This window comes from Cupriavidus sp. CER-90, assembly GCF_057652055.1.
In genome coordinates this window covers 1,338,762-1,363,008 of record NZ_JBYGYM010000002.1, presented here as the reverse complement: position 1 = coordinate 1,363,008, position 24,247 = coordinate 1,338,762, and the positions used below count along the sequence as shown (strand labels likewise).

Sequence of the window (24,247 nt, the reverse complement as noted above, 5' to 3'; positions counted from 1 at the left end):
GGCCTACTGTTCGGTCGGTTCGGGCTTGTTGCGGCCCAGCTCCACACCCAGCTGCTTGAGCTTGCGATACAGGTGGGTGCGCTCCAGGCCGGTCTTTTCCGCCACGCGGGTCATGCTGCCGTGTTCGCGTACCAGGTGATATTCGAAATACGCGCGTTCGAACAGGTCGCGCGCCTCGCGTAGCGGCATGTCGAACGAGAACTGCATTTCGCCCTCGGGCACGCCGCGCGATGGGTTGCCGTTGGCGGCCACCTCGGCAGGTGCCTCGGCCGGCGCGACGGTCGCGGCGGCCGCTTCCGGCATGCCGGTCGCCGTCAGCGGTGCGGGGGCCGCAGGCGCGGTGCGTGGGCGCTCGATGCCGCGGGCCAGGCCTGCTTCCACGGCAGACAGCAGCTTCTGCAGCGCGATGGGCTTCTCAAGGAAATTCAGCGCGCCGATTTTCGTGGCTTCCACCGCGGTATCGATCGTGGCGTGCCCCGACATCATGATGACCGGCATCGTCAGATAGCCCTGCGCCGACCACTCCTTGAGCAGCGTTACGCCATCGGTATCCGGCATCCAGATATCGAGCAGCACCAGGTCAGGCGTGGCGTTCGCACGGAATTCACGCGCCTTCTGGGCGTTTTCCGCAAGCTCGACCACATGCCCTTCGTCACTGAGAATCTCCGAGAGCAGCTCCCGGATTCCCATTTCGTCATCGACTACGAGGATGGTTGCCATACTTCCCCTCTTAACCCCACCGCAGCGCAACCGGAGGCGCCGGCGCGCAAGATTTAAGCCAGTTTAACGAACAGGATCGAGATCTGCGCTCCGGCGATCTCGGTACCGTTCATGCGATTGCGCAACTCAATGCGCGCGCCATGTTCGTCAATGATCTTTTTCACCATCGCAAGCCCGAGACCCGTACCCTTGGCTTTGGTGGTCACATACGGTTCGAACGCACGACTCAGGATGCGTGGTGCGAATCCAGGACCATTGTCCGTAATGGACAACTTGACGGCTTGCCGGTCTTCGCCGGCGGAATCTTTGTATTCTACAGTCTCGGTGTGCAGAGTGATATGGGGCGCCGCCCTACCGGCCGCCACGTTGTCCGCAGCCGCATCCTGCGCATTCTGTAACAGGTTGTGGATCACCTGCCGCAACTGTGTCGGATCGCCCTTTATTTCAGGCAGATCCGGGCCCAGCGCAGCATGAATCACCGGGTGTTCATGCACGGCGGGATCGTCGATGCCGTACAGATGCAGGACTTCCGCGGCCAGGGCATTCAGCGACAGCGACTGCATCACCGCGGGCGGCGTGCGCGCATAGTCGCGGAAATCGTCCACCATGCGTTTCATCGCCGCTACCTGGTTAACGATCGTCGTGGCCCCGCGCTTTAGCACTTCGGCATCGGCCTGTTCGAGCTTGGGCGACAGCTTCATCTGCAGGCGCTCGGCCGACAGCTGGATCGGCGTCAGCGGATTCTTGATTTCGTGCGCCAGCCGGCGTGCCACCTCGCCCCATGCCACCGAACGCTGGGCCGAGATCACATCGGAGATATCGTCGAACACCACCACGTAGCCGGGCTCGTCGCGGCTGCCGCCCGGCAGGTGTGCACCGCGCACCAGCAAGGTGAGCGGCTGTTCTTCGTCGCCCTGTGGCAGTTCGATCTGCTTTTGCCAGTGCTGCGAGCCGCCCAGCACCTCGCGGGTGGTCTGCTCGGAGAATGCCTGGCGCACGATGTCGGCAAAGTTGCCCATGCCCGGAATCTGTTCCACGGGCTGGCCCAGCACGCCCGAGAACGGCTGCCGGAAGATGCGTTCGGCACCGGGGTTGGCCGTGATCAGCGTGAAGCGGCGGTCGAACACCAGCACGCCGGCGGTCAGATTCTGCAGCACGCTCTCCAGGTAGGCCTTCGACTGTTCCAGCGCCACGCGATTGTCTTCCACGGCGATGCGCGCTTCGGACAGCTGGCGCGTCATCTGGTTGAACTGCTGCGTCAGCTGGCCCAGTTCGTCGCGGCTCTTCAACTCGCGTTTGGGCGACAGGTCGCCCTCGGCCACTTCCTTCGTGCCCTGAAGCAGCATCAGCAGCGGCCGGGCCAGCTGCCCGCCCAGCAGCAGCGCCAGCATCACGGCGATGAACACGGCCAGGAACAGCGTCAGCGTCAGCGTGCCGATGTACATCTTGCGCAGGCCCGTGCGTCCGAGCGCCTTTTCCTGGTACTCCTGGTAGGCGCGCTGGACCTCGTCGGCATTGCGCGCCAGCACCGCCGGCACAGGGTGCAGCACCTGCAGATAGCGCTCCTCGCGGACCGTGTCGCCAACCAGCCCGAAGCCCGTGGCCGGGGCATCCTCGGGGCGGCGTTCGATGGAAAGCCCCGAGCCGGCCCAGCGGCTGCCCGGCGGCGCCAGCCGCGTGCGAGCCCGCGCCGCCGCGGCCGCGGCCGCCGCACTGGCGCTGATGCTGACCGAAGCCTGGGCCGCTTCATCGGGCGTGGTCGCGGCCGGCGCGGGGCCGAGCGGAATGATCACGCGGATCCGGTACAGGTGGCTGCTGTCGAGATTGACCGGCGCCTTGTCGCTGCCGGTGGGGTCCGAGCCGCCTTCCACGGCCGCGTATCCGCCCGCCATGCGCGCCTGTTCGGCCAGCACGCCCGATGGAATGTCCGGGACCAGCGTGGCGTAGCTGCTCGACGCCGTGGCCAGCACGCGGCCGCTGCCGGTGAAGATCGCGGCTTCCTGGATGCCGTACTGCTCGCGCAGCCGGTTCAGCTGCAGCGACGACGCCATGGTCGACGCGCCGGTGAGCTGGTCGGCCATCAGGCGCGCCTTGCCCTGCAGATCGGCCAGCTGGCTGTCGATGGTGGAGCGGCCCAGGTTCAGCCCCGCCTCCAGCGCGTTTTCCACGCGCACGTCGAACCACGATTCGATGCTGCGCGATACGAACTGCAGCGACACCAGGTAGATCAGCACGCCCGGCAGCACGCCCACCACGCCGAAGAACACGGCCAGCTTGCTCATCAGCCGCGTACCGAACTTGCCGCGCCGGTAGCGTACCCACAGCGTGAACGCGAGCGCGCCAACCGTCAGAACCAGCAACGCCCCGACGACGAGGTTGATCTTGAACAGCAGCGTGAAGTAGCGGTCGAAGAATTCGGTATTGGCCGACGCGCCGGCCAGCAGGCCCACCAGCACCAGTGCCAGAAAGACGATGATGCCCACCACCACGCGGTACAGCACGCGGCGGAAGCGGCTATCCCACGGATTGCCGTTCATGGCTGGCTGGCCGGCTGGACCAGTTGGCTCGGCGACAGCACGTTCGACACCGTTTGCGCGAACGGGGCGCGCAGTTCGGCGGAGGCGGCCGACGCCGCGGACGGCGCGGACCCGGGCATGGCCGGCGGCGCGGGCGGTGCCACCGGCGGTGGCGGAGGCGGCGGCGGCGGTGCGTCCAGGTTGGTCGGCACCGTGTAGTTGAAGCGTTTCCACTCCGACGACAGGTTCCACTCGCGCGTGTTCACGGCGTTGATCTGGAACGGCTTGGGCAGTTGCGACAGATCCAGCCGCATGCGCGTCTCAGCGTGATACGTCTCGCCAGCCTTCACGTCGCGGCGTTCGAAGACGCGCCAGCCGCGCACCTGCTGGATGAACTGCAGCGCGCCCTTCAGGCGGTTGAACGGCAGTTGCAGCCCGCCGGTCGATACGCGGTATTGCCGCGTCAGCGGTTGATACGACAGGCGCACCGAACGCGAGGTGTTGACCGGCTTTTCATCGAACCAGTACCAGCGCGCCCGCGACAGCTGGAAGTCGACCACGAAATAGAGCGAGATGCCCTTGTGCAGGGCGTCTTCGAGCGCGGGCGGGAGATCGAAGTCGAACGAGGCGCCAAGCTCGAAGCCGCCGTCCTGATAGTCGATGCGAGCCTCGGTGGTTTCAATCAGCTGTGCGCCAGCATGGGGCATGTACACCAGCAGCGCCAGCAGCAGCAAAGCGGTGGCGTACCACGTGCGCAGGATGCCGGCCAGCGGTGCTGCCGGCCATTCGCGCACCGCGCGGCCGGGGGCACGTAGGACGAGCAGGCGCTGCAGGTTCGGCATTGGTGGAAATATCAGGCGCGTTTCTGGAAGCGGGCGTAGTAGAAGCCATCGTGATCCGATGGCAGGCTTGCCTTGCCGGCGGTCCCGCTGCCGGTCGTCTCAGGCGCCTTGATGCCGGGCAGCAGCTGCCCCGGCGCCTGCAATCGTATCGCATCTGGAAGCTGCGCACCAAACCAGAGCGCCTGCTCCTCGCCTTCCGTTGGGAAAATAGAACAGGTCACGTAGACCAGGATGCCGCCCGGTTTCAGCAGCGGCCACAGTTGCGAAACGATGCGGCGCTGCTCGGTCATCAGTTTGGCCACGTCGGACTCGCGGCGCAGCCAGCGGATATCGGGGTGCCGGCGCACGATGCCCGACGCCGAGCATGGCACATCGGCCAGGATGCGATCGAATGGCTGGCCATCCCACCAGTCCTTGGGGCGGCTCGCGTCGCCCACGATCACTTCGGCGCGTTGTCCCAGGCGGGCCAGGTTGTCGTGGATGCGCGCGGCGCGTTCGGCGTCGCTTTCCACCGCCGTCACGTGGATGTCGGCAAGCTCCAGCAGATGGCCGGTCTTGCCGCCAGGCGCCGCGCAGGCGTCCAGCACGCGCATGCCGTCGGACACTTCGCACAGCGGCGCGGCCAGTTGCGCGCCGGCGTCTTGCACGGAGACGTCGCCCTGTGCAAAGCCGGGGATCTGCGATACCGGAAAGGCCCGCGCCAGGCGCACGGCCTGCTCGCCGACGGCGGTGCCGGCCAGGCCGGCATTGGCCAGCGCCTGGAGATACGCCTGCACCGAAATGCGCTGCGGATTGATGCGCAGGGTCATCGGCGGGCGTTCGTTGACGCTTTGGGCCAGGGCCATCCACTGGTCGGGGTAGGCCCGGCGCAGTTGCGCGAGCCACCACGAGGGCAGGTTCCAGCGCGCTTCCTCGTCCTGCATGATCTTCGGCATCAGCGCGCGGCGCTCGCGCAGGAAGCGGCGCAGGACGGCATTTACCAGCCCGCGCGCATGCGCGGTCTTGGGCTCAGAGGCCGCCGCGCTGACCGCCTGGTCCACCACGGTGAAGTCGGAATAGCCGCCGCGCCCCACCTTGCTGCCATCGCCCTCCTCGCCCTCGATCAGCAGCGCCAGCGCCACGGCCAGCAGGGAATCGACCAGCGCCCCGGGCGGACGCGTCACCAGTTGCGTGACCAGGGCGCGCGTGGTGCCGAACAGGCGCACGGAGCGATACGCCAGATCCTGGATGGCGCCGCGCGTGGCGGCGTCGCGCACGCGGTCCAGCCGCAAGTGGGTGGCAACATCTTCGATGGCCTGCGGCAGGGCCGCGCCTTCGTGCACGCCGCGAACAGCCGCGGCAGCACCGAGCATCTGGAAGGCAAGGGAATCGTGAGGCAGGCGCATACGGAAAATCAGACAGGCAACGTAGGAAAAGGAGTGACGCAACGGGCGTCGGGCCGGGCGGATACAAGAATGCCCGCCGGTCCCCGGGGGAACACAGCGGGCAGTTTACCCGTTGTCGCGGACTGGCCGGTCAAACTGGCCAAATCCCGCGCCGGCGCCGGCATCAGGCCGGATAGCTGCCGGTCTGCGCCATGTGCATCAGGCGAGAGATGCGCTCCTCGGTGGCCGGGTGCGTCGAGAACAGGTTGGCGATGCCGCCGCCGGACAGCGGGTTCATGATCATCATCTGCGCGGTGGCCGGATGTTCCTCGGCCGCCTGGAACGGGATGCCCTGTGCATAGCGATGGATCTTGTCCAGCGCACTGGCCAGCGCCTGCGGGTCGCCGCTGATCTCGGCACCGCCCCGGTCCGCTTCGAACTCGCGCGCCCGCGAGATCGCCATCTGGATCAGCGATGCGGCCAGCGGGGCCAGGATGGCCACGGCAATCGCGGCAATCGGGTTGGTACGGTTGCCGTTCTCGTCGCGGCCGCCGAAGAACATCGCCATGTTGGCCAGGGCCGAGATGGCACCGGCCATGGTGGCGGCGATGGTCGACGTCAGGATGTCGCGGTGCTTCACGTGCGCCAGTTCGTGCGCCATCACGCCGCGCAATTCGCGGTCGGACAGCACGCGCAGGATGCCGGTGGTGGCGGCCACGGCCGCGTGTTCGGGATTGCGGCCCGTGGCAAAGGCGTTGGGCGCGTCCTCGTTGATCAGGTACACGCGCGGCATGGGCAGGCCCGCGCGCTGGGACAGCTCCTGCACCATGTTGTAGAACTGCGGCGCGGTGCTGGCATCCACTTCCTGCGCGTTGTACATGCGCAGGACCATCTTGTCCGAGAACCAGTAGGAAAAGAAGTTCATGCCCAGCGCGATCAGCAGCGCGAACATCATGCCGCTGCGGCCGCCGATCATGCCGCCGATGACGATGAACAGCGCCGTGATGGCGGCCATCAGCATGAAGGTCTTGACCCAGTTGAACATGGCTTGGTCTCCAGAGAGATCGATTGGGGCGCGTACCCGCCCCTGCGGGACGCGATGTTCGTTAGATAGGGCCAGGACCGCAGGAATTCAATGCGGATGACAGGGTTTTACGATGCAAAGCGGCGCAAGCGTAACTTATGCCGCGGCGCGCACCAGGCAGCGCGTGCCCGGCGGCAGCGGCATGGCTTGCAGGAACTGCTGCGCCAGCTGGCGGCGGCCGCCGGCCTTCTGCAATTCTGTTACCTGCAGGGCGCTGCCGTCGCCACAGGCGATGATGACCCCGGCGGCATCCGCCGCCAGCACGGTGCCGGGCGCATGCGGCAGGCTCGTGGCGGCGGCCAGCGGCAGCGCCTGCCAGCACTTTATGACGGTGTCGCCCACCTGGATCGTGGCCCCCGGGAACGGATTGAAGGCGCGCACCTGGCTGGCCAGCGCGGCGGCCGGGCGGGTCAGGTCCAGCGGCGCTTCGTCCTTGGCGATCTTCTCGGCGTAGGTGATGCCGGCTTCGGGCTGGGGCGTGGCCACCAGCGGCTGGCCGGCGGCCAGCTGGCGCAAGGCATCGACGATCATGCGGCCGCCCAGTGCGGCCAGCGTGTCGTGCAGGCTGCCGGTACTGTCCTCCGGACCGATCGCCACCGATTCTCGCGACAGCATCGCGCCGGTATCGAGCCCTTCGTCCATCTGCATCAGCGTGATGCCGGTCTCGGCGTCGCCGGCCTCGATGGCGCGGTGGATCGGTGCCGCGCCGCGCCAGCGCGGCAGCAGCGACGCATGGATGTTCAGACACCCATGGCGCGGCAGATCGAGAACCTCGGCCGGCAGGATCAGGCCATAGGCGGCCACCACCATGACATCGGGGGCGATCTGCGCCAGCGTGTCGACGGCGGCGCCGGCTTCCTCGGGATACTTGCCGTTGCGCCGCAACGAGCGCGGCTGCAGCACGGGGCCGAGCCCCGCTTCCAGCGCGAACTGCTTGACCGGGCTGGCCTGCAGCTGCATGCCGCGGCCAGCAGGCCGGTCGGGCTGGGTCAGGACGGCCACCACCGGAAAGCCGGCGGCGTGAATGGCCTCCAGGGCAACGCGCGCAAATTCGGGCGTGCCGGCAAACGCGACGCGCAGTGGCTGGGCTTGAGTCATGACGGAAATCCGCAGGTGGAAACGACACCGGCCGCATAGCGGCCGGTACGTGATGTGTCTTGGAAGATGTAACGATAGCAGACGCCACCCGCGTGGCACGCCCCTGTTACATCCTTACATGCGCGAGCGGACGCGCTTCTGGAGCTTGCTCTTGATGCGGTTCAGCTTGAGCGGCGACAGGTATTCCACGAATACCTTGCCGTTCAGGTGGTCGATCTCGTGCTGTATACATACGGCCAGCAGGTCGTCGGCATCGAGCTCGAACGTTTCGCCCTTTTCATTGAGCGCGCGCACCTTGACGCGGTCGGGGCGCTCCACGCGGTCATAGACTTCGGGCACCGACAGGCAGCCCTCTTCCCAGACCTTGCGGTTGTCGCTGGCCCAGACGATTTCCGGGTTGATGAACACCATCAGTGCGTCGCGCGTCTCGGAAACATCGATCGTGATCACGCGCTCGTGCACGTCCACCTGCGTGGCGGCCAGGCCGATGCCGGGCGCGTCGTACATGGTTTCCGCCATGTCCTGGACCAGCTGGCGGATACGGTCGTCCACCACCGCCACGGGCTTGGCCACGGTATGAAGGCGAGGATCGGGGTAGGTGAGGATGTCGAGTTTGGCCATGATGCTCGGGCGCAACGCCGGGTGCTGTCCACTGCCCGACCGCCGTTGCGGCGTGCGGGGTTTCCATGCAGAATCGGGGCGCTAGTACAAAAATTCAAGGCGCGCCGCAGCAGGCACGCTCTACCTAGGGTCAATCCGGTCGTTCTCCCGACCGGTCAGGAAAATGCGCGATCTTACCAAAGAACAGGCGGCGTCGGGCCGCAGGCTGCACGCGTTCACCCTCGCCATGCTATGTGTCGCCGGCGTCACAGCCGGCGCCGGCATGGCGGTTCAGGCGGCCGATCTGAATGTCTCGGCGGCACAGCTCGCCCAGGCCGATGCGACCGCCCAGCAGGGTATCCCCGTTTCCGAACTGGCGCCCAACGCGCCAGGCCAGTACACCGTGCGCTCGGGCGACACGCTGTGGGGCATTTCGGGCCAGTACCTGCGCCAGCCGTGGCGCTGGCCGGCGCTGTGGGGCATGAACCGCCAGCAGGTTCGCAATCCGCACCTGATCTACCCGGGACAGATCCTTTACCTGGTGCAGCGCGATGGCCGCGCGTACCTGTCGACCACGGCGCCCGGCGGCGCCCAGGGCGACACCCGCCTGTCGCCGCGCGTGCGCGGCGAGGGCGGCAACGGCGAGGCCATCCTGAGCATCCCTGCGTCCGACATCGAGCCGTTCCTGACGCGTCCGCTGGTCGTGGAAAAGGATGCGGTGGATTCGTCGGCCCGCATCGTTGCGCTGACCGATGCCCGCGTCTACATGGGGCGTGGCGATACCGGCTACGTGCGCGGCATCGCATCGGCCGACGCGGCGATCGGCAGCGACTGGCAGGCGTTCAAGCCGGCCTTGCCGGTGCGCGACCCGGTCAGCAATGCCGTGATCGGCTTCGAAGCCCAGTACCAGGGCAGCGTGCGCGTGATGCGCGGTCCGGAAGGCCCGGACGCGGTCACCACGGTCCAGGCCACCCAGTCGCCGCAGGAAATGGGCGCGGGTTCGCTGCTGCTGCCGCAGCCGGCGCGCGAACTGGTGCGCTACGTGCCCCATGCGCCGGAAGGCAACGTCGAGGCCCGCATCGCCGCCGTCTATGGCGGCGTGGAATACGGTGGCGCCAAGCAGGTGGTGGTGCTGAACCTGGGCGCCAACGGTGGGCTGGAGCCGGGTCACGTGCTGGCGCTGTCGCGCGTGGGCGGCGTGGCCAAGGATCCGACCGACGGCAACCGCAGCATCACGCTGCCCGATGACCGCTATGGGCTGGCCTACGTGTATCGCGTCTTCCCGGGCATTGCCTACGCGCTGGTGACCGATGCCAGCAATGTGATGAAGGTTGGCGACCGCGCCACCAGCCCGCAGTAACCGGCGGGCGCGTGCGCGAGCGCGCGCCGCCGCGTTGTTCGATGACCGATTCGACTCGCAACCCAGCCGAAGTGGCTGCCTGGGTGCGGCTGACGGCTACCCCCGGTGTTTCGGTGCAGGCCGGCCGCCGGCTGCTGGCGGCTTTCGGACTGCCCCAGGCCGTGCTGGCCCAGGACCTTGCCAGGCTCCGCGACGCCGCGGAGCCCGCGGTGGCGCGCGTGCTCGCCGCGCCGCCCGACGCTGACGTATCCGCCCGGATCGATCGCACGCTGCAATGGCTCGACAGCCCTGGCCACCATCTGGTCACGATGGGCGACGCCGCCTACCCGGCGCGCCTGCTCGACCTGGCCGATCCGCCGCTGGTGCTCTACGTGAACGGGCAGGCCGCACGCCTGCAGGCGCCGTCACTGGGCATCGTCGGCGCGCGGCATGCCACGGCACAGGGCGTGCGCAATGCGCAGACGTTCGCTTCGGCGTTTTCCGATGCCGGCTTGACCGTGGTGTCGGGGCTCGCACTCGGCATCGATGCCGCAGCGCATGCCGCGGCACTGGACGGGCCCGGCGGCACGGTCGCCATCGTGGGCACCGGCGTGGACATCGTCTATCCCGCCCGCCACCACAAGCTGGCGCACCAGATCGTCGATACCGGCGGCGCCATCGTCAGCGAATTCCCACTGGGTACGCCGGGATTGCCGAACCATTTTCCGCGTCGCAACCGCATCATCGCGGCGCTGGCGCGGGGCGTGCTGGTGGTGGAAGCCGCCGAGCGGTCGGGTTCGCTGATCACCGCCCGCCTGGCGTCCGAAATCGGGCGCGAGGTGTTTGCCATCCCCGGTTCGATCCACGCCGAGCTTTCGCGCGGCTGCCACAAGCTGATCCGCCAGGGCGCCAAGCTGGTGGAGTCGGCGGCCGACGTGTTCGAGGAATTCGCCGACCTGGCCCCGCCAACCGGGGCCGGCCGCGCAACCAGGACGCCGGCGGGGACGAAGGCCAGCCCGGCATCGGTATCGGCCACCCCGCAGCCGGGGGCGGCCGACGCGCTCGGGGCGGCGCTCGCCTATGATCCTGTCACGCTCGATGCATTGTGCGAGGGCACCGGCATGGCGGCGGAGGCGGTATCGGCCGCACTGCTGCAACTGGAACTGGCCGGCGCGGCCGAGCGTCTGCCAGGCAACCGTTTCCGGCGTCTGGCATGATCCGGTATCGCCTTTGCCTCACTTTTCGACTGGAATGGCCGTTTACTTCCCCGAGCAGGATGCCGCAGCCCTGCGCCAGGCGCTTCATGCCCGTCCGCAGGGACGGCTGGTGGCCTGTCTTTGCGCCGCATGGTGCGGCACGTGCAAGGACTACCTGCCGGGCTTTGCGGCGTTGGCGGCACGTTATCCGGACGACTGTTTCGTCTGGATCGATGTCGAAACCCACTCCGACTATCTGGGAGAGGACATCGACATCGAAAACTTTCCTACTGTATTGATTCAGCCCGTCGCTGGCGGCGCACCGCAGTTTTACGGAACCGTGCTGCCCCACCTCGATGTGCTGGATCGGATGCTGTCGCGTGGGGGTACCATGTCCGGCACGGCGCCAGACATCCCTGAAGTGCTGCCCTGGTTGCTTGGCGGCGGTGCCGATAACGGTTGAGCGTGGTCAGGGCGGGCGGCGGCGGTCGCTTGCACGCCCGTCGGAACCGCGCTTATTATTGGCGCCTCAAAGCCCAGGCCTGCTGTTTACATAGTTTGCCGTGAATTTCAAGAGGCGCCCACTGCACTTCACGCGGTGGCGCCACAAGGACCCGTTGAATGTCTAAAGCCCTCATCATCGCGGAAAAGCCATCGGTCGCTGCCGATATTGCGCGCGCCCTCGGGGGCTTTACCAAGCACGACGAGTATTTCGAGAGCGACGACTACGTGCTGTCCTCGGCGGTTGGCCACCTGGTGGAAATCGCCGCGCCCGACGACTACGAGGTCAAGCGCGGCAAGTGGAGCTTCGCCAATCTGCCGGTGATCCCCCCGCATTTCGACCTGCGCCCGATCGCCAAGACCGAATCGCGCCTGAAAGTGCTCAACCGCCTTATCAAGCGCAAGGATGTGACCGCGCTGATCAACGCCTGTGACGCGGGGCGCGAAGGCGAACTGATTTTCCGGCTGATCGCCCAGCAGGCCAAGGCCAAGCAGCCCGTGCGCCGGCTGTGGCTGCAGTCGATGACGCCGCAGGCGATCCGCGACGGGTTTGCCGCGCTGCGCGAGGACGAGGAAATGCTGCCGCTGGCCGACGCGGCCCGCTGCCGTTCCGAGGCCGACTGGCTGGTCGGTATCAACGGCACGCGCGCGATGACGGCTTTCAACAGCAAGGGCGGCGGTTTCTTCCTGACCACGGTGGGCCGGGTGCAGACGCCGACGCTGTCGATCGTGGTGGAGCGCGAAGAGAAGATCAAACACTTCGTGCCGCGCGACTACTGGGAAGTGCGCGCCGAGTTCATTGCCGCCGCCGGCCTGTACGAGGGCCGCTGGTTCGACCCGAAGTTCAAGAAGAACGACTTCGACGCCGAGGCACGCGAGTCGCGCCTGTGGAGCGAAGCCGAGGCCAAGAGCATCGTGGCGGCCTGCCGCGACAAGCCGGGCACGGTCACCGAGGAATCGAAGCCGTCCACGCAGCAGTCGCCGGCCCTGTTCGACCTGACCACGCTGCAGCGCGAAGCCAACTCGCGTTTTGGCTTTTCGGCCAAGAACACGCTGGGCCTGGCGCAGGCGCTGTATGAAAAGCACAAGGTGCTGACGTACCCGCGTACCGACGCCCGCGCGCTGCCCGAGGACTACCTGGACACGGTCAAGCAGACCATGGACATGCTGGCCGACAGCTCGCCGAACTACCTGCCGCACGCCAAGAAGATCCTGTCGCAAGGCTGGGTGAAGCCGAACAAGAAGATCTTCGACAACAGCAAGATCAGCGATCACTTCGCCATCATCCCGACGCTGCAGGCGCCGAAGAACCTGTCCGAGCCCGAACAGAAGCTGTACGACCTGGTCGTGCGCCGCTTCCTGGCCGTGTTCTTCCCGGCGGCCGAGTTCCAGGTGACCACGCGGATCACGGAGGTCGCGGGCCATCACTTCAAGACCGAAGGCAAGGTGCTGGTCAATCCGGGCTGGCTTGTGATCTACGGCCGCGAAGCGCAGGGCAAGGACGACAAGGACGCGAACCTGGTGCCGGTGCAGAAGGACGAGCGCGTCAAGACCGACAAGGTCGAGTCCGTCGGCCTGAGCACGCGCCCGCCGGCCCGCTACAACGAAGCGACGCTGCTGTCGGCGATGGAAGGTGCCGGCAAGCTGGTGGACGACGACGCGCTGCGCGAGGCCATGGCCGGCAAGGGCCTGGGCACGCCGGCCACGCGCGCGGCCATCATCGAAGGCCTGCTGACCGAAAAATACCTGGTGCGCGAAGGCCGCGAACTGATTCCGACCGCCAAGGCGTTCCAGCTGATGACGCTGCTGCGCGGCCTGGGCGTGCAGGAACTGACCCAGGCCGAGCTGACCGGCGAGTGGGAACACAAGCTGTCGCAGATCGAGCGCGGCCGTCTGAAGCGTGATGAATTCATGCGCGAGATCGCGCAGATGACGCAGCAGATCGTCAAGCGCGCCAAGGAATACGACAGCGACACGATCCCTGGCGACTACGCCACACTGCACACGCCGTGCCCGCAGTGCGGGGGCCAGGTCAAGGAAAACTACCGTCGCTTTGCCTGTACGGCGTGCGACTTCTCGATCAGCAAGATCCCGGGCGGACGCCAGTTCGAGATCGACGAAGTCGAGGAACTGCTGCAGAAGAAGGAAATCGGTCCGCTGCAGGGCTTCCGCAGCAAGATGGGCCGTCCGTTCGCCGCCATCCTGAAGCTGGCCAAGGACGACGAAGGCCACTGGAAGATGGAGTTCGACTTCGGGCAGAACGACGAGGAAGACGACGAACCGGTGGACTTCAGCGGACAGACGCCGGTGGGCCACTGCCCGAAGTGCAACGGCCGGGTCTACGAGCACGGCATGAAGTACGTCTGCGAGAACGCCGTGGGCAGCGAGAAGACCTGCGACTTCACGACCGGCAAGATCATCCTGCAGCAGGAAATCTCGCGCGAGCAGATCGGCAAGCTGCTGACCGCCGGCAAGACGGACCTGCTGACGGGCTTCAAGTCGTCGCGCACGGGCCGCAATTTCAAGGCGTTCCTGGTCAAGCAGCCGGACGGCAAGATCGGCTTCGAGTTCGAGGCACGCGAGCCCAAGGCGGGCGCCAAGCCGGCGGCGAAGTCCGCGGCGGCGAAGTCGGCAGCCAAGGGCGACGAAGCCGAGGGCGCGCCGGCCAAGGCCGCCGCAAAAACGGCGGCAAAAACGGCTGCCAAGAAGGCGCCGGCCAGGAAGGCTGCCGCCAAGACCGCACCGGCAAAGAAGGTAGCCACGAAGACGGCGGCAAAGACGCCGGCGGCCAGGAAGGCGAAGCAGACGGCGGAAGCCGAGGAGTAAGCACTCGCCAGGCTCTCGGGGTGGCAAACTAAAAAGCGAGGCAGGTGCCTCGCTTTTTTATTGGCTGGCCAGCTTGACGAGATTCTCGCCGGCCCGCTGCTTGCCCTCGTCGAGCAGGAAGTCGATGAAGGCGCGCACCTTGGTGGGCAGGAACTTGCGGCTCGGGTAGACCACGCTCACGTCGCGGCGCGGCAACTGGTACTGCGGCAGGATGTGCATCAGCCGTCCCGCCTCGATATTGGGCCGGGCCAGGTACGACGACAGCATGGCGATGCCCATATTGGCCAGCGCCGCCTGGTGTGCCAGTTCGGCGTTGCTGCAGAGCAGGCCCGGGCGAATCGGCACGGTCACCTCCCCTTCCGGGCCGGACAGTGTCCACTCATGCTCGGCCGTGGGAATGCGCATGGCGATGGCGCGATGATTGGACAGGTCGTGGGCGGTGCGCAGCGGCGGATGCTCGCGCAGATAGCCCGGCGAGGCGCACAGGATGATTTCGGCCGAGATCAGCGGCCGGGCCACCAGGTGGGAGCCGAGACCCAGGTCGGACAGCACCACGCCGACGTCGCGCCCTTCCTCGACGATATCGATCACACGGTCGGACAACTGCACGTCGAAGACCACGTCCGGGTAACGCTGGTGGAACCGCTCCAGGGTTTGCGGCAGCAAGTGCAGGCCGAACATGACCGGCGCCACCAGCCGCAGCGTGCCGGACAACGACTGGCTACGGGCGGTGACGATCGACTCCGCCTCTTCGACGTCTTCAAGAATCTGGGCGCAACGCTGCAGGTAGGTTTCGCCGGCATCGGTCAGCGACAGGCTGCGCGTGGTGCGGTTCAGCAGCCGCGTGCCGAGATGGCTTTCCAGGTCGGCCACATAGCGCGTGACCACGGCGTTGGACATTTCCAGTTGCTGCGCCGCACGGGCGAAGCTGCCAAGTTCGACGACCTTGGCGAAGACGCGCATCGATTGCAGCCGATCCATGACATAGTCTCCCGCTTCCGCCGTGAACTTTTACACGGTACGGGTAGTTTATTGTTGAAACCACAATCAATCATTGTGGACGCGGCTATTTATTCATATCAGGGGAATGCCTAATATCACGCTAACCGATGCCGCGACGCAGCAATAGTCAGAACGGCGGCATCCTCGAATAAAGTGAAGGATTCGCCATGAACCGCCAAATCGCCCTGATCGCTGCAGCCGTTGTTGCCCTGTCCGCCGCACCCGCCTTCGCTAAGGCCGGCAAGTTCGACCCTTACACCGATGGCGCCAAGGCCACCCGCTTCGACCCGTACACCGACGGCGCGAAGGCCGGCAAGTTCGACACGTTCACGGACGGTGCCAAGACTGGCAAGGTCGATTCGTTCACCGACGGCGCCAAGTCGTTCGACGTCTACTCGGACGGCGCCAAGATCTGATCCGCCAGGCATTCCGAAAAAAACCCGTACCAATCGGTACGGGTTTTTTGTTTTCTGAGGCCGGTGTCACACGACCCGCGTGGTTGGCGGATTTACCCAAGCCCGCCTTGATGCCGATTTCCCACAGACTGACCTGATCCGCCAGGCGTACCTTCTGAAAGTCGGAGGGCGGATGTAAAAACGGGCCCCGCAGGGCCCGTTTTGGATTAATCGTGGTGATGACGATGCTTGCTGCGCTTGTAGTAGCGGCGGTCATCGTCGTACGAGTTGCTGCGCGACACATTGCCGCCCAGTGCGGCGCCGGCTGCACCGCCCAGACCCGCGCCGACCAGGCCGCCGGTACGGCCGCCCATGGCGTTGCCGGCTGCGGTGCCTGCGCCGCCGCCCAGTGCGCCGCCGATGATGGCGCCGGTGCGTTCGCGGCGGTTCGAGGTCAGTGCGCCGCCGGCGCCACCGCCGACTGCGCCGCCGATGATCGACCCGGTGCTACCGCCCAGGGCACCACCGACAGCGGCACCTGCCACGCCACCCAGGCCACCGCCGAGTGCGTTGTTCAGATCACCTCCTGCAAACGCCGGCAGCGTAGCCGCCGAGAGGGCAAGAGCCAGAGTCAGATTGCGGAGAGGATGGCGAGACATCGTGTTTTCCTTATGTGGTGTGTATCTGGAAACGGAGTGTAGAGAAGCAGCCCTACCCTTGCTGTAACCAGTTGTGAGGTGCTGTAACCCGCTGCAGAAACGGTATCGAACCGTTAAAAAACGATGTTCCGGCGCAACAGCGCGCCATGATACGTCACAAGCCAGCGCCGGGGACGGGCATGAAAAAGCGGCCCCGCAGGGCCGCTTTCTCCTTTTACCCGGGGGGGCCGGGCCAGTGCCGCCGTCAGCAGCACTTGCCCTGTCCGCCCCCGTACCGGGCTTCCTGGCGTTCGCGGAAGAATTCCTCGTACGTCATGGGCGCGCGGTCCGGATGGGTGCTTTCCATATGGGCCACGTAGGTCTGGTAGTCGGGCAGGCCCACCATCAGCCGCAGCGACTGGCCCAGGTAACGTCCCATGTTTCCGATCTGATCCAGCATGTGTGGCTCCTTTGGGTCAGTGCGAGGCGGCCGATGCCTGGGCCGGCAGCGGTTCGAACGGCGTTTCGCGGTCGGTGCGCTTGCCCTGGTTGCGGGCCGACATGGCGGTCTTGAAGCCGTAGAAGACGATCGACAGCACCACGAACATGAACAGCGCGCACAGGCCGGCGTCCAGGTAGTCATTGAAGACGATGCGGTGCATCTGCTCCATCGACTTGGCCGGCGCCAGCACCTTGCCTTCGGCAATCGCGGCGCTGAACTTCGACGCGTGCGTCAGGAAGCTCACCTTCGGGTCGGCATCGAACAGCTTCTGCCAGCCGGCGGTCAGCGTGCAGACCAGCAGCCAGCAGGTGGGCAGCAGCGTCACCCAGGCGTACTGGCCGCGCTTCATCTTGACCAGCACGCAGGTGCCCAGCACCAGCGCCACGGCGGCCAGCATCTGGTTCGAGATACCGAACAGCGGCCACAGTGTGTTGATGCCGCCCAGCGGATCGACCACACCCTGGTACAGGAAGTAGCCCCAGGCCGCCACGGTCAGCGCGGTGGCGATCAGGTTGGCCGGCAGCGATTCAGTGCGCTTCAGGGACGGCACGAAGCTGCCCAGCAGATCCTGCAGCATGAAGCGGCCGGCACGGGTACCGGCGTCAACCGCGGTCAGGATGAACAGCGCCTCGAACAGGATGGCGAAGTGGTACCAGAACGCCATCATGGCCTGGCCGCCCACCACCTGGTGCAGGATGTGCGCGATACCCACGGCCAGCGTCGGCGCGCCACCGGCACGCGAGATGATCGTATTTTCGCCAACATCCTTGGCGGTCTGGATCAGCACGTCCGGCGTGATCACGAAGCCCCAGGTCGACACGGCCTGGGCCACGGCCTCCGGCGTGGTGCCGATCACGGCCGCCGGACTGTTCATCGCGAAGTACACGCCGGGTTCGATCACCGACGCGGCCACCAGGGCCATGATGGCGACGAACGACTCGGCCAGCATTGCGCCATAGCCGATGAAGCGCGCGTGCGTTTCGTTTTCCAGCAGCTTGGGCGTGGTGCCCGACGAGATCAGCGCGTGGAAACCCGACACCGCGCCGCAGGCGATGGTGATGAAGAGGAACGGGAACAGGTTGCCCGACCACACCGGGCCGCCGCCCTGCGCGAACTGCGTGAACGCCGGCATCTTCAGTTCCGGCGCCACGATCAGGATGCCGATGGCCAGCGCGATGATGGTGCCGATCTTCAGGAAGGTCGACAGGTAATCGCGCGGTGCCAGCAGCAGCCACACGGGCAGCACGGCGGCGATGAAGCCGTAGATGATCAGCATCCACGTCAGCGCCTTGCCGTCGTAAGTGAACAGCGGCGCCAGCGCGGCGCTTTCGTGCACGTACTGGCCGCCGATGATGGCCAGCATCAGCAGCACGAAGCCGATCACCGACACCTCGCCGATGCGGCCCGGACGGATATAGCGCGTGTAGATACCCATGAAGATGGCGATGGGGATGGTCACCGCCACGGTGAACGTGCCCCACGGCGAGCCGGCCAGCGCCTTGACCACGATCAGCGCTAGCACCGCCAGGATGATGATCATGATCATGAAGCAGCCGAACAGCGCGATCAGGCCGGGCACGGTGCCCATTTCGGACTTCACCAGGTCGCCCAGCGAGCGGCCGTCGCGGCGCGTGGAGATGAACAGGATCATGAAATCCTGCACCGCGCCGGCAAACACCACGCCGGCCAGGATCCACAGCATGCCGGGCATGTAGCCCATCTGCGCGGCCAGCACGGGGCCCACCAGCGGCCCGGCGCCGGCGATGGCGGCAAAGTGGTGGCCGAACAGCACCGCCTTGTTGGTCGGCACGTAATCCAGGCCGTCGTTGTGGCGCCACGCGGGCGTCATGCGTTTGGGGTCGAGCTGCATCACCTTGTCGGCGATGAAGCGGCTGTAGTAGCGGTAGGCGATCAGGTAAATGCAGAGCGCGGCAACCACGATCCACAGTGCGCTGACGGCTTCACCGCGCGACAGCGCGACAGTGGCGAAGGCAAACGCGCCGAGTACGGCGACGGCCAGCCACAACAGGTGTTGTCCGATGCGATTCATGTTGAAGGGTCTCCTCAGACCGGCTGAAAGAACCTGCGGCGACAGGGAGCCCGGGCAGCGGGGGCGGTGCCGGATGGCGCCGAACGACGATCGCGCGGAAAGGGAGTCTCCTGGATGTCTGCGGCGTCCGGTCTGTTTCTCGTCTGGACCCGGATCTTGTCGTGCAGGCAGGCAGTGCCCCCCAGGGGCGGGATCGCCTGGGCCAGGAAGCACCTACTGCGTCGGATTTGCGCCGCGGGCGGGCCCGGGCGCGTGTCCGGCGTGTAGTATTGACACCCGCCCATGTCGACACAAGCGCGAAACTACGCAACACCCTTGCGTAGTAGTACTTAGACCGACGAAATCAAGCGGCCTTCCCGGCATCGGTGTTTACCCCCGGTTCAGATGAAACTCCGCCAAAAGATACTTTTGCTCGCCGTGGCGCCCCTGGCTGTCGCGATGCTGGGCATTGCGCTGGCCGTGCGCTTCCAGGCCACCGCGCTGGCCCGTCACGAGCGCGCGCTGGTGGAAGCCGCCTACCTGCAGAGCAAGGAAACCGAGCTGCGCCACTATGTGGATCTGGCCCAGAGCGCCATCGCGCCGATGGTGCAGTCGGGCCGCACTGACGACGCCACGCGCCAGGCCGCCATGGCAGCCCTGGCCAGGCTCGACTACGGCCCCGACGGCTATTTCTTCGTCTATGACCTGCAGGGTCGGAATCTGATGCATCCGCGCCAGCCGGAACTGGTGGGCCAGGACCTGTGGCTGATGCGTGATCCGCAAGGCGCGCTGACGATCCAGAAACTGGTCACGGCGGCCAAGGCGGGCGGCGGCTCGGTGCGCTACATGTGGCAGAAGCCGTCGTCGAAACAGACCGTGCCCAAGCTGGGTTACGTGGTGGCCGTGCCCGGCTGGAGCTGGATGCTGGGCACCGGGATCTATCTGGACGATGTGGAGCAGACGCTGCGCCAGCTCGATGCACGCGCCGAGACCGATATCCGCGAGACCATGGCCTGGATCGGCGTGATTGCCGCCATCAGCATCCTGCTGGTGGCCGCCAGCGGGCTTGCGCTCAATATCAGCGAACACCGCGAGGCCGATGCCAAGCTGCGCCAGCTGGCCCAGCGCGTGGTGCAGTCGCAGGAGGAAGAGCGCGCGCGGTTGTCGCGCGAACTGCACGACGGCATCGGCCAGTTGCTGGTGTCGGTCAAGCTGGTGCTGGAAGCCGCCGCCAACCGGATTCGGCTGGCGCCGTCGGAAGGCGCCTCCGTGGCCCCCATCCTGGGCATGGCACTGAACCGGCTCGATTCCGCTTTCAATGAAGTACGACGCGTATCGCGCAACCTGCGGCCGGCCCTGCTGGACGACCTGGGCCTGTACGCGGCCCTGCAGCACCTGGCGCGCGAGATGCAGGCGGGCAGCACGCTGCGGGTGGAGGTCACGCAGACCGGACAGCCCCGCGAACTGGCCGATGAGCAGGCGACGGCGCTGTTCCGCATTGCGCAGGAGGCGTTGACCAATGTCGAACGCCACGCGCATGCCTCGCGCGTGGACGTAGAACTCGAATTTTCTCCATCGGCCACCCGCCTGACCGTGCGCGACAACGGCACCGGCTTCGACGTGGCCCGCATGCAGCACGACCCGCAGCGCGGCATCGGCCTGCGCAACCTGCGCGAACGCATGGCGGCGCTGGGCGGCCAGTTCGACATCGTGTCGATGCCGTCGGGCACGCGGCTCGTGGCGATGCTGCCGCTGGTCAATCTCCCTTCCGACATTCCGCTGTCCTGACCCCTATGACCGTTGCACACGACGACGAGCCCGTCATTCCGCCACCGACCGCCCAGGCCAGGGTCCTGCTGATCGACGACCACGCGCTGGTGCGCGACGGCATGCGCATGCACCTGACGCTGCAGCCCGGCCTGGAGGTGGTAGGCGAAGCCGACGACGGCGAGGCCGCGCTGGCGTGGCTGGCCGGCGCCGGACCGGCAAACCTGCCCGAGCTGGTGATCACCGATATCGGCATGCGCGGCATGGGCGGCATCGCGCTGGCCGGGGCGCTGCACGATGCCTATCCCGAAGTGGCCGTGCTGATCGTGTCGATGCACGACAACCTGGAATACGTGCGCCAGGCCATCCGGGCGGGCGCGCGCGGCTACGTGCTCAAGGACGCGCCGGCCGACGAACTGATGGCCGCCATCCAGGCCGTGCTGGCCGGGCGCGTGTTCTACAGTGCGCGCATCGCCCGGGGCATGGCCGAACATGCGATCAGCCCGCTCGACGCCCTGACGCCGCGCGAACGCGACATCCTCCACGGCATTGGCCGCGGCCAGTCCAACAAGGACATCGCGGCGCGCCTGGGCGTATCGGTGCGCACCGTGGAAACCCACCGCCTGAACCTGAAACGCAAGCTCGGCATCGAAGGCCGCGCCGAGCTGGTGAAGTACGCCGTCCAGCAACTGGGGATAGAGAACGATCCGGCGTAGTTTGGGGTAGCCCTGCGCCGCCACGCCCAGGTCCGTGGACGGCAACACTTCCAGAATCGTCCTATCTACAAGCGAACGCTTGCTGCGTAACGTCGCGGGATGCTGACGTGCGTTGCGCTTTTGCCGAGCCTTGCCTCGCACGTCGTGATCTGTTATAAAATCAAAATTGATCCGATAAATGATCGCGACACCAAACTATAAACGGCCTTTCCGGGACTTCGTCAAAAAGGCGCGCATGGCGTTGCAGAAGGCTATCGAAGACGAGGTGGAACTCGTTTGCGAAGACCCGGCCGCCGGCGAATCCAAAACGGGCGACCTGGCAGGCATCCGGGTACACAAATTCCGGTTTCAGCGGCAGGAATACCTGATGGCCTATCGCTCGCCTACACCCGAGCTGGCGGCTGAAGGGATAGACATCGATTTCGTCATGATCGACTTCTATCAGGTGGGGCCGCACGAAAATTTCTATGACCTGCTGAAGAGGTATCTCAGAGCAGAGAGGAACGCATGAAGACCATGACCGCACAAACCTTGTTCAACGACCTGCGCCAGTTGCCGGAAGTCGAACGCGAAGCCTTCTTCGTGATGATTGGCCAACAGGCCTTTCGTGACGAGAATTTCAGCCACGACGAAGTGTTCGGCGACCTGGCCCATGCCGAATTCACGGCCAGCGAGGCTGCGGAGTATCTTGAAGTCTCGATGGCCACGTTTCGGCGCCTTGTCCGCGATGGGAAGCTGACGCCCCATGCCGAGGTTGGGCGTAGCCAGTTGTTTGCCGTGGCGGCGCTGGCGGCGTTCAAGCGCCAGCGCAAGGCCATCAAGGGCTGACCGCGCGGCGCTCCGGGCAAACAAAAAAGCCGACCGGCAAGGCCGGTCGGCTTTCGATGCAGCGGGTGCAGCAGGGGATCAGCCCAGACGCTTGGCCAGTGCGGCCTTGGTTTCCACCAGGGCTTGCGGCAGGTTGTGCTGGAGCTGGGTGAACAGTTCGTCGTGCAGGGCCAGTTCCTTCTGCCAGGCGTCCTGATCGATCGAGGTGACCAGGTCGAATTGCTCGGCCGTGAACGGCAGGCCGTCCCAGTTCAAATCGGCGTAGCGCGGCGACGTGCCGAACACGTGGTCCACACCCTGGCCGCGGCCTTCCACGCGGTCGATCATCCACGACAGCACGCGCATGTTTTCACCGAAGCCCGGCCACACGAAGTTGCCGTCGGCGTCCTTGCGGAACCAGTTCACGCAATAGAACTTCGGCAACCTGGCGCCTGCCGCTTCGAGCTTCTTGCCCAGCGCGAGCCAGTGGCCGAAGTAGTCGCTCATGTTGTAGCCGCAGAACGGCAGCATCGCGAACGGGTCGCGGCGCACCACGCCTTGCTGGCCGGCCGCGGCGGCGGTGGTTTCCGAACCCATCGTGGCGGCCATGTACACGCCTTCGGTCCAGTTGCGGGCTTCGGTCACCAGCGGCACCGTGGTGCTGCGGCGGCCGCCGAAGATGAATGCATCGATGGCCACGCCAGCCGGGTTGTCCCAGTTTTCGTCGATCGACGGGCATTGCGAGGCCGGTGCCGTGAAGCGCGCGTTCGGGTGGGCAGCCTTGGCGCCGGTTTCCTTGGCGATGGCGGGCGTCCAGTCCTTGCCTTGCCAGTCGATCAGGTGTGCCGGGGCCTCCTTGGTCATGCCTTCCCACCACACGTCGCCGTCGTCGGTCAGCGCCACGTTGGTGAAGATGACGTTTTCCTTCAGGGTCGCCATCGCGTTGAAGTTGGTCTTCTCGCTGGTGCCCGGGGCCACGCCGAAGTAGCCGGCTTCGGGGTTGATCGCGTACAGGCGGCCGTCCTGGCCCGGCTTGATCCAGGCGATGTCGTCGCCGATCGTGGTGATCTTCCAGCCGTCGAAGCCCTTGGGCGGGATCAGCATGGCGAAGTTGGTCTTGCCGCAGGCCGACGGGAACGCGGCGGCCACGTGGTACTTCTTGCCTTCGGGCGAGGTCACGCCCAGGATCAGCATGTGCTCGGCCAGCCAGCCTTCGTCACGGCCCATCGTCGACGCGATGCGCAGTGCGAAGCACTTCTTGCCCAGCAGCGCATTGCCGCCGTAGCCCGAGCCGAACGACCAGATCTCGCGCGATTCCGGGAAATGCACGATGTACTTCGTCGGATTGCACGGCCAGGCCACGTCCTTCTCGCCGGCCGCCAGCGGCTTGCCCACGGTGTGGACGCACGGCACGAACTCGCCATCGCTGCCCAGCACGTCGTACACGGCGCGGCCCATGCGGGTCATGATGCGCATGTTCACGGCCACGTACGGCGAATCGGACAGTTCCACGCCGATGTGGGCGATCGGCGAACCCAGCGGGCCCATCGAGAACGGCACCACGTACATGGTGCGGCCGCGCATGCAGCCGTCGAACAGGCCGGCCAGCGTGGTGCGCATTTCGGCCGGGGCGGTCCAGTTGTTGGTCGGGCCCGCGTCTTCCTTCTTCTCGGAGCAGATGAAGGTGCGGTCTTCCACACGGGCCACGTCGGACGGATCGGACAGGGCCAGGAACGAATTCTTGCGCTTGGCCGGGTTCAGGCGGCGCATGGTGCCAGCGGCCACCATTTGCTCGCACAGGCGGTCGTATTCTTCCTGCGAGCCGTCGCACCAATAGATCTGGTCGGGTTTGGTGAGAGAGGCGATTTCTGCAACCCAGGCGACCAGTTTCTGGTTCTTGACCCAGGTCGGCACGTTCAGTGCCGGGGTGCCTTGCATGGTGGGGTGGTTCATCTGACTGCTCCAAAGCAAAAGGGAAACCTTGTCATGCCCGATCCGGGTCGTGGCCGGGTCTCGCGGGGAAAGGCGGACGCCGGCGCGGCTTGCCACGTTGGGCATGGCGCACTCGTTCCGTGACCGTCACATCCCGTTACAACTCGGCGACGACCGATTCCGCGCAAATGGTCGCGGGGGCCCCTGCGGCTGCGCTACAGTTGCGCTTCGCCCGCTTTTGGCGGGCGGCAGGGTCCGGTCGGGCATTGTCCGGCGGCGAACAGGGGGCGGGAGCTGGGCTCGACCGCACTGTTGCGCCGCGGAGGCGGGCAAGAATACCACTGTACGGACGCCCTGTTTTTTGCTGCGCAGC

General features: G+C 66.2%; 21 protein-coding genes. 9 read left to right on the top strand and 12 right to left on the bottom strand.

Translation table 11 applies throughout. The features are described from left to right. Positions 1–3: 3 nt before the first annotated feature. The 7 genes from AC24R4_RS16810 to def form a co-directional block, all read right to left on the bottom strand. A complete protein-coding gene (locus tag AC24R4_RS16810) occupies positions 4–720 on the bottom strand; it encodes a response regulator (RefSeq protein WP_400393612.1) in 717 nt (238 codons plus the stop codon). 53 nt (positions 721–773) lie between these two features. Continuing rightward, the gene (locus AC24R4_RS16805) at positions 774–3,257 is read right to left on the bottom strand and encodes a sensor histidine kinase (protein WP_400393613.1); all 2,484 of its coding nucleotides are present in this window, start codon (positions 3,255–3,257) and stop codon (positions 774–776) included. Continuing rightward, complete coding sequence (locus AC24R4_RS16800) at positions 3,254–4,078, bottom strand: DUF4390 domain-containing protein (RefSeq protein ID WP_153946282.1); 825 nt, start codon at positions 4,076–4,078, stop codon at positions 3,254–3,256. Before AC24R4_RS16800 ends, AC24R4_RS16805 begins: the two co-directional genes overlap by 4 nt. 11 nt (positions 4,079–4,089) lie before the next feature. After that, positions 4,090–5,463: a 16S rRNA (cytosine(967)-C(5))-methyltransferase RsmB gene (rsmB, locus tag AC24R4_RS16795; RefSeq protein WP_400393615.1), complete on the bottom strand. Its 1,374-nt coding sequence runs from the start codon at positions 5,461–5,463 to the stop codon at positions 4,090–4,092. 163 nt (positions 5,464–5,626) lie between these two features. Further along, positions 5,627–6,487 (bottom strand): zinc metalloprotease HtpX, encoded by an 861-nt coding sequence (htpX, locus tag AC24R4_RS16790; RefSeq protein WP_153946280.1) that lies wholly within the window; start codon positions 6,485–6,487, stop codon positions 5,627–5,629. 135 nt (positions 6,488–6,622) lie between these two features. Continuing rightward, positions 6,623–7,624 (bottom strand): methionyl-tRNA formyltransferase, encoded by a 1,002-nt coding sequence (gene fmt / locus AC24R4_RS16785; RefSeq protein WP_400393617.1) that lies wholly within the window; start codon positions 7,622–7,624, stop codon positions 6,623–6,625. Positions 7,625–7,738: 114 nt separating this feature from the next. After that, the gene (gene def, locus AC24R4_RS16780) at positions 7,739–8,245 is read right to left on the bottom strand and encodes a peptide deformylase (protein WP_092600577.1); all 507 of its coding nucleotides are present in this window, start codon (positions 8,243–8,245) and stop codon (positions 7,739–7,741) included. A 163-nt stretch (positions 8,246–8,408) separates the two neighbouring features. Between def and AC24R4_RS16775 the strand changes: the two genes are divergently transcribed. The 4 genes from AC24R4_RS16775 to AC24R4_RS16760 all read left to right on the top strand — a co-directional run bounded on the left by AC24R4_RS16775 (position 8,409) and on the right by AC24R4_RS16760 (position 14,086). Beyond that, entirely contained in the window at positions 8,409–9,584 is a 1,176-nt protein-coding gene (locus AC24R4_RS16775) for a LysM peptidoglycan-binding domain-containing protein (protein WP_400393619.1), read from the top strand. A 41-nt stretch (positions 9,585–9,625) separates the two neighbouring features. After that, complete coding sequence (dprA, locus tag AC24R4_RS16770) at positions 9,626–10,780, top strand: DNA-processing protein DprA (protein WP_487523373.1); 1,155 nt, start codon at positions 9,626–9,628, stop codon at positions 10,778–10,780. A gap of 34 nt (positions 10,781–10,814) precedes the next feature. Beyond that, a complete protein-coding gene (locus AC24R4_RS16765; protein ID WP_400393289.1) occupies positions 10,815–11,222 on the top strand; it encodes a thioredoxin family protein in 408 nt (135 codons plus the stop codon). Positions 11,223–11,380: 158 nt separating this feature from the next. After that, positions 11,381–14,086 carry a DNA topoisomerase III gene (locus AC24R4_RS16760; RefSeq protein ID WP_400393287.1) on the top strand — a complete coding sequence of 902 codons (2,706 nt, stop codon included), beginning with the start codon at positions 11,381–11,383 and terminating at the stop codon, positions 14,084–14,086. Between the two features lie 57 nt (positions 14,087–14,143). On the opposite strand, the gene AC24R4_RS16755 is transcribed toward AC24R4_RS16760, so the two are convergent. Beyond that, positions 14,144–15,067 (bottom strand): LysR family transcriptional regulator, encoded by a 924-nt coding sequence (locus AC24R4_RS16755; protein ID WP_092600569.1) that lies wholly within the window; start codon positions 15,065–15,067, stop codon positions 14,144–14,146. Positions 15,068–15,255: 188 nt separating this feature from the next. Here AC24R4_RS16755 and AC24R4_RS16750 point away from each other — a divergent pair, with 188 nt between their 5' ends. Further along, positions 15,256–15,504, top strand: coding sequence for a hypothetical protein (locus AC24R4_RS16750; RefSeq protein WP_400393285.1), 249 nt, complete (start codon positions 15,256–15,258; stop codon positions 15,502–15,504). A gap of 206 nt (positions 15,505–15,710) precedes the next feature. Here AC24R4_RS16750 and AC24R4_RS16745 read toward each other — a convergent pair whose 3' ends face one another. The 3 genes from AC24R4_RS16745 to AC24R4_RS16735 all read right to left on the bottom strand — a co-directional run bounded on the left by AC24R4_RS16745 (position 15,711) and on the right by AC24R4_RS16735 (position 18,673). Continuing rightward, the gene (locus tag AC24R4_RS16745; RefSeq protein WP_400393283.1) at positions 15,711–16,142 is read right to left on the bottom strand and encodes a hypothetical protein; all 432 of its coding nucleotides are present in this window, start codon (positions 16,140–16,142) and stop codon (positions 15,711–15,713) included. 244 nt (positions 16,143–16,386) lie between these two features. Beyond that, entirely contained in the window at positions 16,387–16,581 is a 195-nt protein-coding gene (locus tag AC24R4_RS16740) for a YbdD/YjiX family protein (protein ID WP_066734504.1), read from the bottom strand. A gap of 16 nt (positions 16,582–16,597) precedes the next feature. Then, positions 16,598–18,673 (bottom strand): carbon starvation CstA family protein, encoded by a 2,076-nt coding sequence (locus AC24R4_RS16735; protein ID WP_400393281.1) that lies wholly within the window; start codon positions 18,671–18,673, stop codon positions 16,598–16,600. A 384-nt stretch (positions 18,674–19,057) separates the two neighbouring features. Between AC24R4_RS16735 and AC24R4_RS16730 the strand changes: the two genes are divergently transcribed. The 4 genes from AC24R4_RS16730 (at position 19,058) to AC24R4_RS16715 (ending at position 21,963) form a co-directional block, all read left to right on the top strand. Beyond that, on the top strand, positions 19,058–20,440 hold the full coding sequence (locus AC24R4_RS16730) for a cache domain-containing protein (RefSeq protein ID WP_400393279.1): 1,383 nt from the start codon (positions 19,058–19,060) through the stop codon (positions 20,438–20,440). A 5-nt stretch (positions 20,441–20,445) separates the two neighbouring features. After that, complete coding sequence (locus tag AC24R4_RS16725; RefSeq protein WP_153946269.1) at positions 20,446–21,135, top strand: response regulator; 690 nt, start codon at positions 20,446–20,448, stop codon at positions 21,133–21,135. A gap of 178 nt (positions 21,136–21,313) precedes the next feature. Next, positions 21,314–21,646: a type II toxin-antitoxin system RelE/ParE family toxin gene (locus AC24R4_RS16720; RefSeq protein WP_487523372.1), complete on the top strand. Its 333-nt coding sequence runs from the start codon at positions 21,314–21,316 to the stop codon at positions 21,644–21,646. After that, on the top strand, positions 21,643–21,963 hold the full coding sequence (locus AC24R4_RS16715) for a helix-turn-helix domain-containing protein (protein WP_487523371.1): 321 nt from the start codon (positions 21,643–21,645) through the stop codon (positions 21,961–21,963). The genes AC24R4_RS16720 and AC24R4_RS16715 overlap by 4 nt, the downstream gene beginning before the upstream one ends. Before the next feature lie 78 nt (positions 21,964–22,041). Here the strand turns inward: AC24R4_RS16715 and AC24R4_RS16710 are convergent, their stop codons facing one another. Next, positions 22,042–23,895 (bottom strand): phosphoenolpyruvate carboxykinase (GTP), encoded by a 1,854-nt coding sequence (locus tag AC24R4_RS16710; RefSeq protein WP_400395474.1) that lies wholly within the window; start codon positions 23,893–23,895, stop codon positions 22,042–22,044. Positions 23,896–24,247 lie beyond the last annotated feature (352 nt).

Coding starts and splice junctions, on each gene's coding strand:
- AC24R4_RS16800 (WP_153946282.1), bottom strand. CDS start 4,078: ATGCCGAACCTGCAGCGCCTGCTCGTCCTACGTGCCCCCGGCCGCGCG.
- htpX (WP_153946280.1), bottom strand. CDS start 6,487: ATGTTCAACTGGGTCAAGACCTTCATGCTGATGGCCGCCATCACGGCG.
- AC24R4_RS16710 (WP_400395474.1), bottom strand. CDS start 23,895: ATGAACCACCCCACCATGCAAGGCACCCCGGCACTGAACGTGCCGACC.
- dprA (WP_487523373.1), top strand. CDS start 9,626: ATGACCGATTCGACTCGCAACCCAGCCGAAGTGGCTGCCTGGGTGCGG.
- AC24R4_RS16740 (WP_066734504.1), bottom strand. CDS start 16,581: ATGCTGGATCAGATCGGAAACATGGGACGTTACCTGGGCCAGTCGCTG.
- AC24R4_RS16735 (WP_400393281.1), bottom strand. CDS start 18,673: ATGAATCGCATCGGACAACACCTGTTGTGGCTGGCCGTCGCCGTACTC.
- AC24R4_RS16765 (WP_400393289.1), top strand. CDS start 10,815: ATGGCCGTTTACTTCCCCGAGCAGGATGCCGCAGCCCTGCGCCAGGCG.
- AC24R4_RS16775 (WP_400393619.1), top strand. CDS start 8,409: ATGCGCGATCTTACCAAAGAACAGGCGGCGTCGGGCCGCAGGCTGCAC.
- rsmB (WP_400393615.1), bottom strand. CDS start 5,463: ATGCGCCTGCCTCACGATTCCCTTGCCTTCCAGATGCTCGGTGCTGCC.
- AC24R4_RS16720 (WP_487523372.1), top strand. CDS start 21,314: ATGATCGCGACACCAAACTATAAACGGCCTTTCCGGGACTTCGTCAAA.
- AC24R4_RS16805 (WP_400393613.1), bottom strand. CDS start 3,257: ATGAACGGCAATCCGTGGGATAGCCGCTTCCGCCGCGTGCTGTACCGC.
- AC24R4_RS16750 (WP_400393285.1), top strand. CDS start 15,256: ATGAACCGCCAAATCGCCCTGATCGCTGCAGCCGTTGTTGCCCTGTCC.
- AC24R4_RS16725 (WP_153946269.1), top strand. CDS start 20,446: ATGACCGTTGCACACGACGACGAGCCCGTCATTCCGCCACCGACCGCC.
- fmt (WP_400393617.1), bottom strand. CDS start 7,624: ATGACTCAAGCCCAGCCACTGCGCGTCGCGTTTGCCGGCACGCCCGAA.
- AC24R4_RS16755 (WP_092600569.1), bottom strand. CDS start 15,067: ATGGATCGGCTGCAATCGATGCGCGTCTTCGCCAAGGTCGTCGAACTT.
- AC24R4_RS16760 (WP_400393287.1), top strand. CDS start 11,381: ATGTCTAAAGCCCTCATCATCGCGGAAAAGCCATCGGTCGCTGCCGAT.
- AC24R4_RS16745 (WP_400393283.1), bottom strand. CDS start 16,142: ATGTCTCGCCATCCTCTCCGCAATCTGACTCTGGCTCTTGCCCTCTCG.
- def (WP_092600577.1), bottom strand. CDS start 8,245: ATGGCCAAACTCGACATCCTCACCTACCCCGATCCTCGCCTTCATACC.
- AC24R4_RS16810 (WP_400393612.1), bottom strand. CDS start 720: ATGGCAACCATCCTCGTAGTCGATGACGAAATGGGAATCCGGGAGCTG.
- AC24R4_RS16715 (WP_487523371.1), top strand. CDS start 21,643: ATGAAGACCATGACCGCACAAACCTTGTTCAACGACCTGCGCCAGTTG.
- AC24R4_RS16730 (WP_400393279.1), top strand. CDS start 19,058: ATGAAACTCCGCCAAAAGATACTTTTGCTCGCCGTGGCGCCCCTGGCT.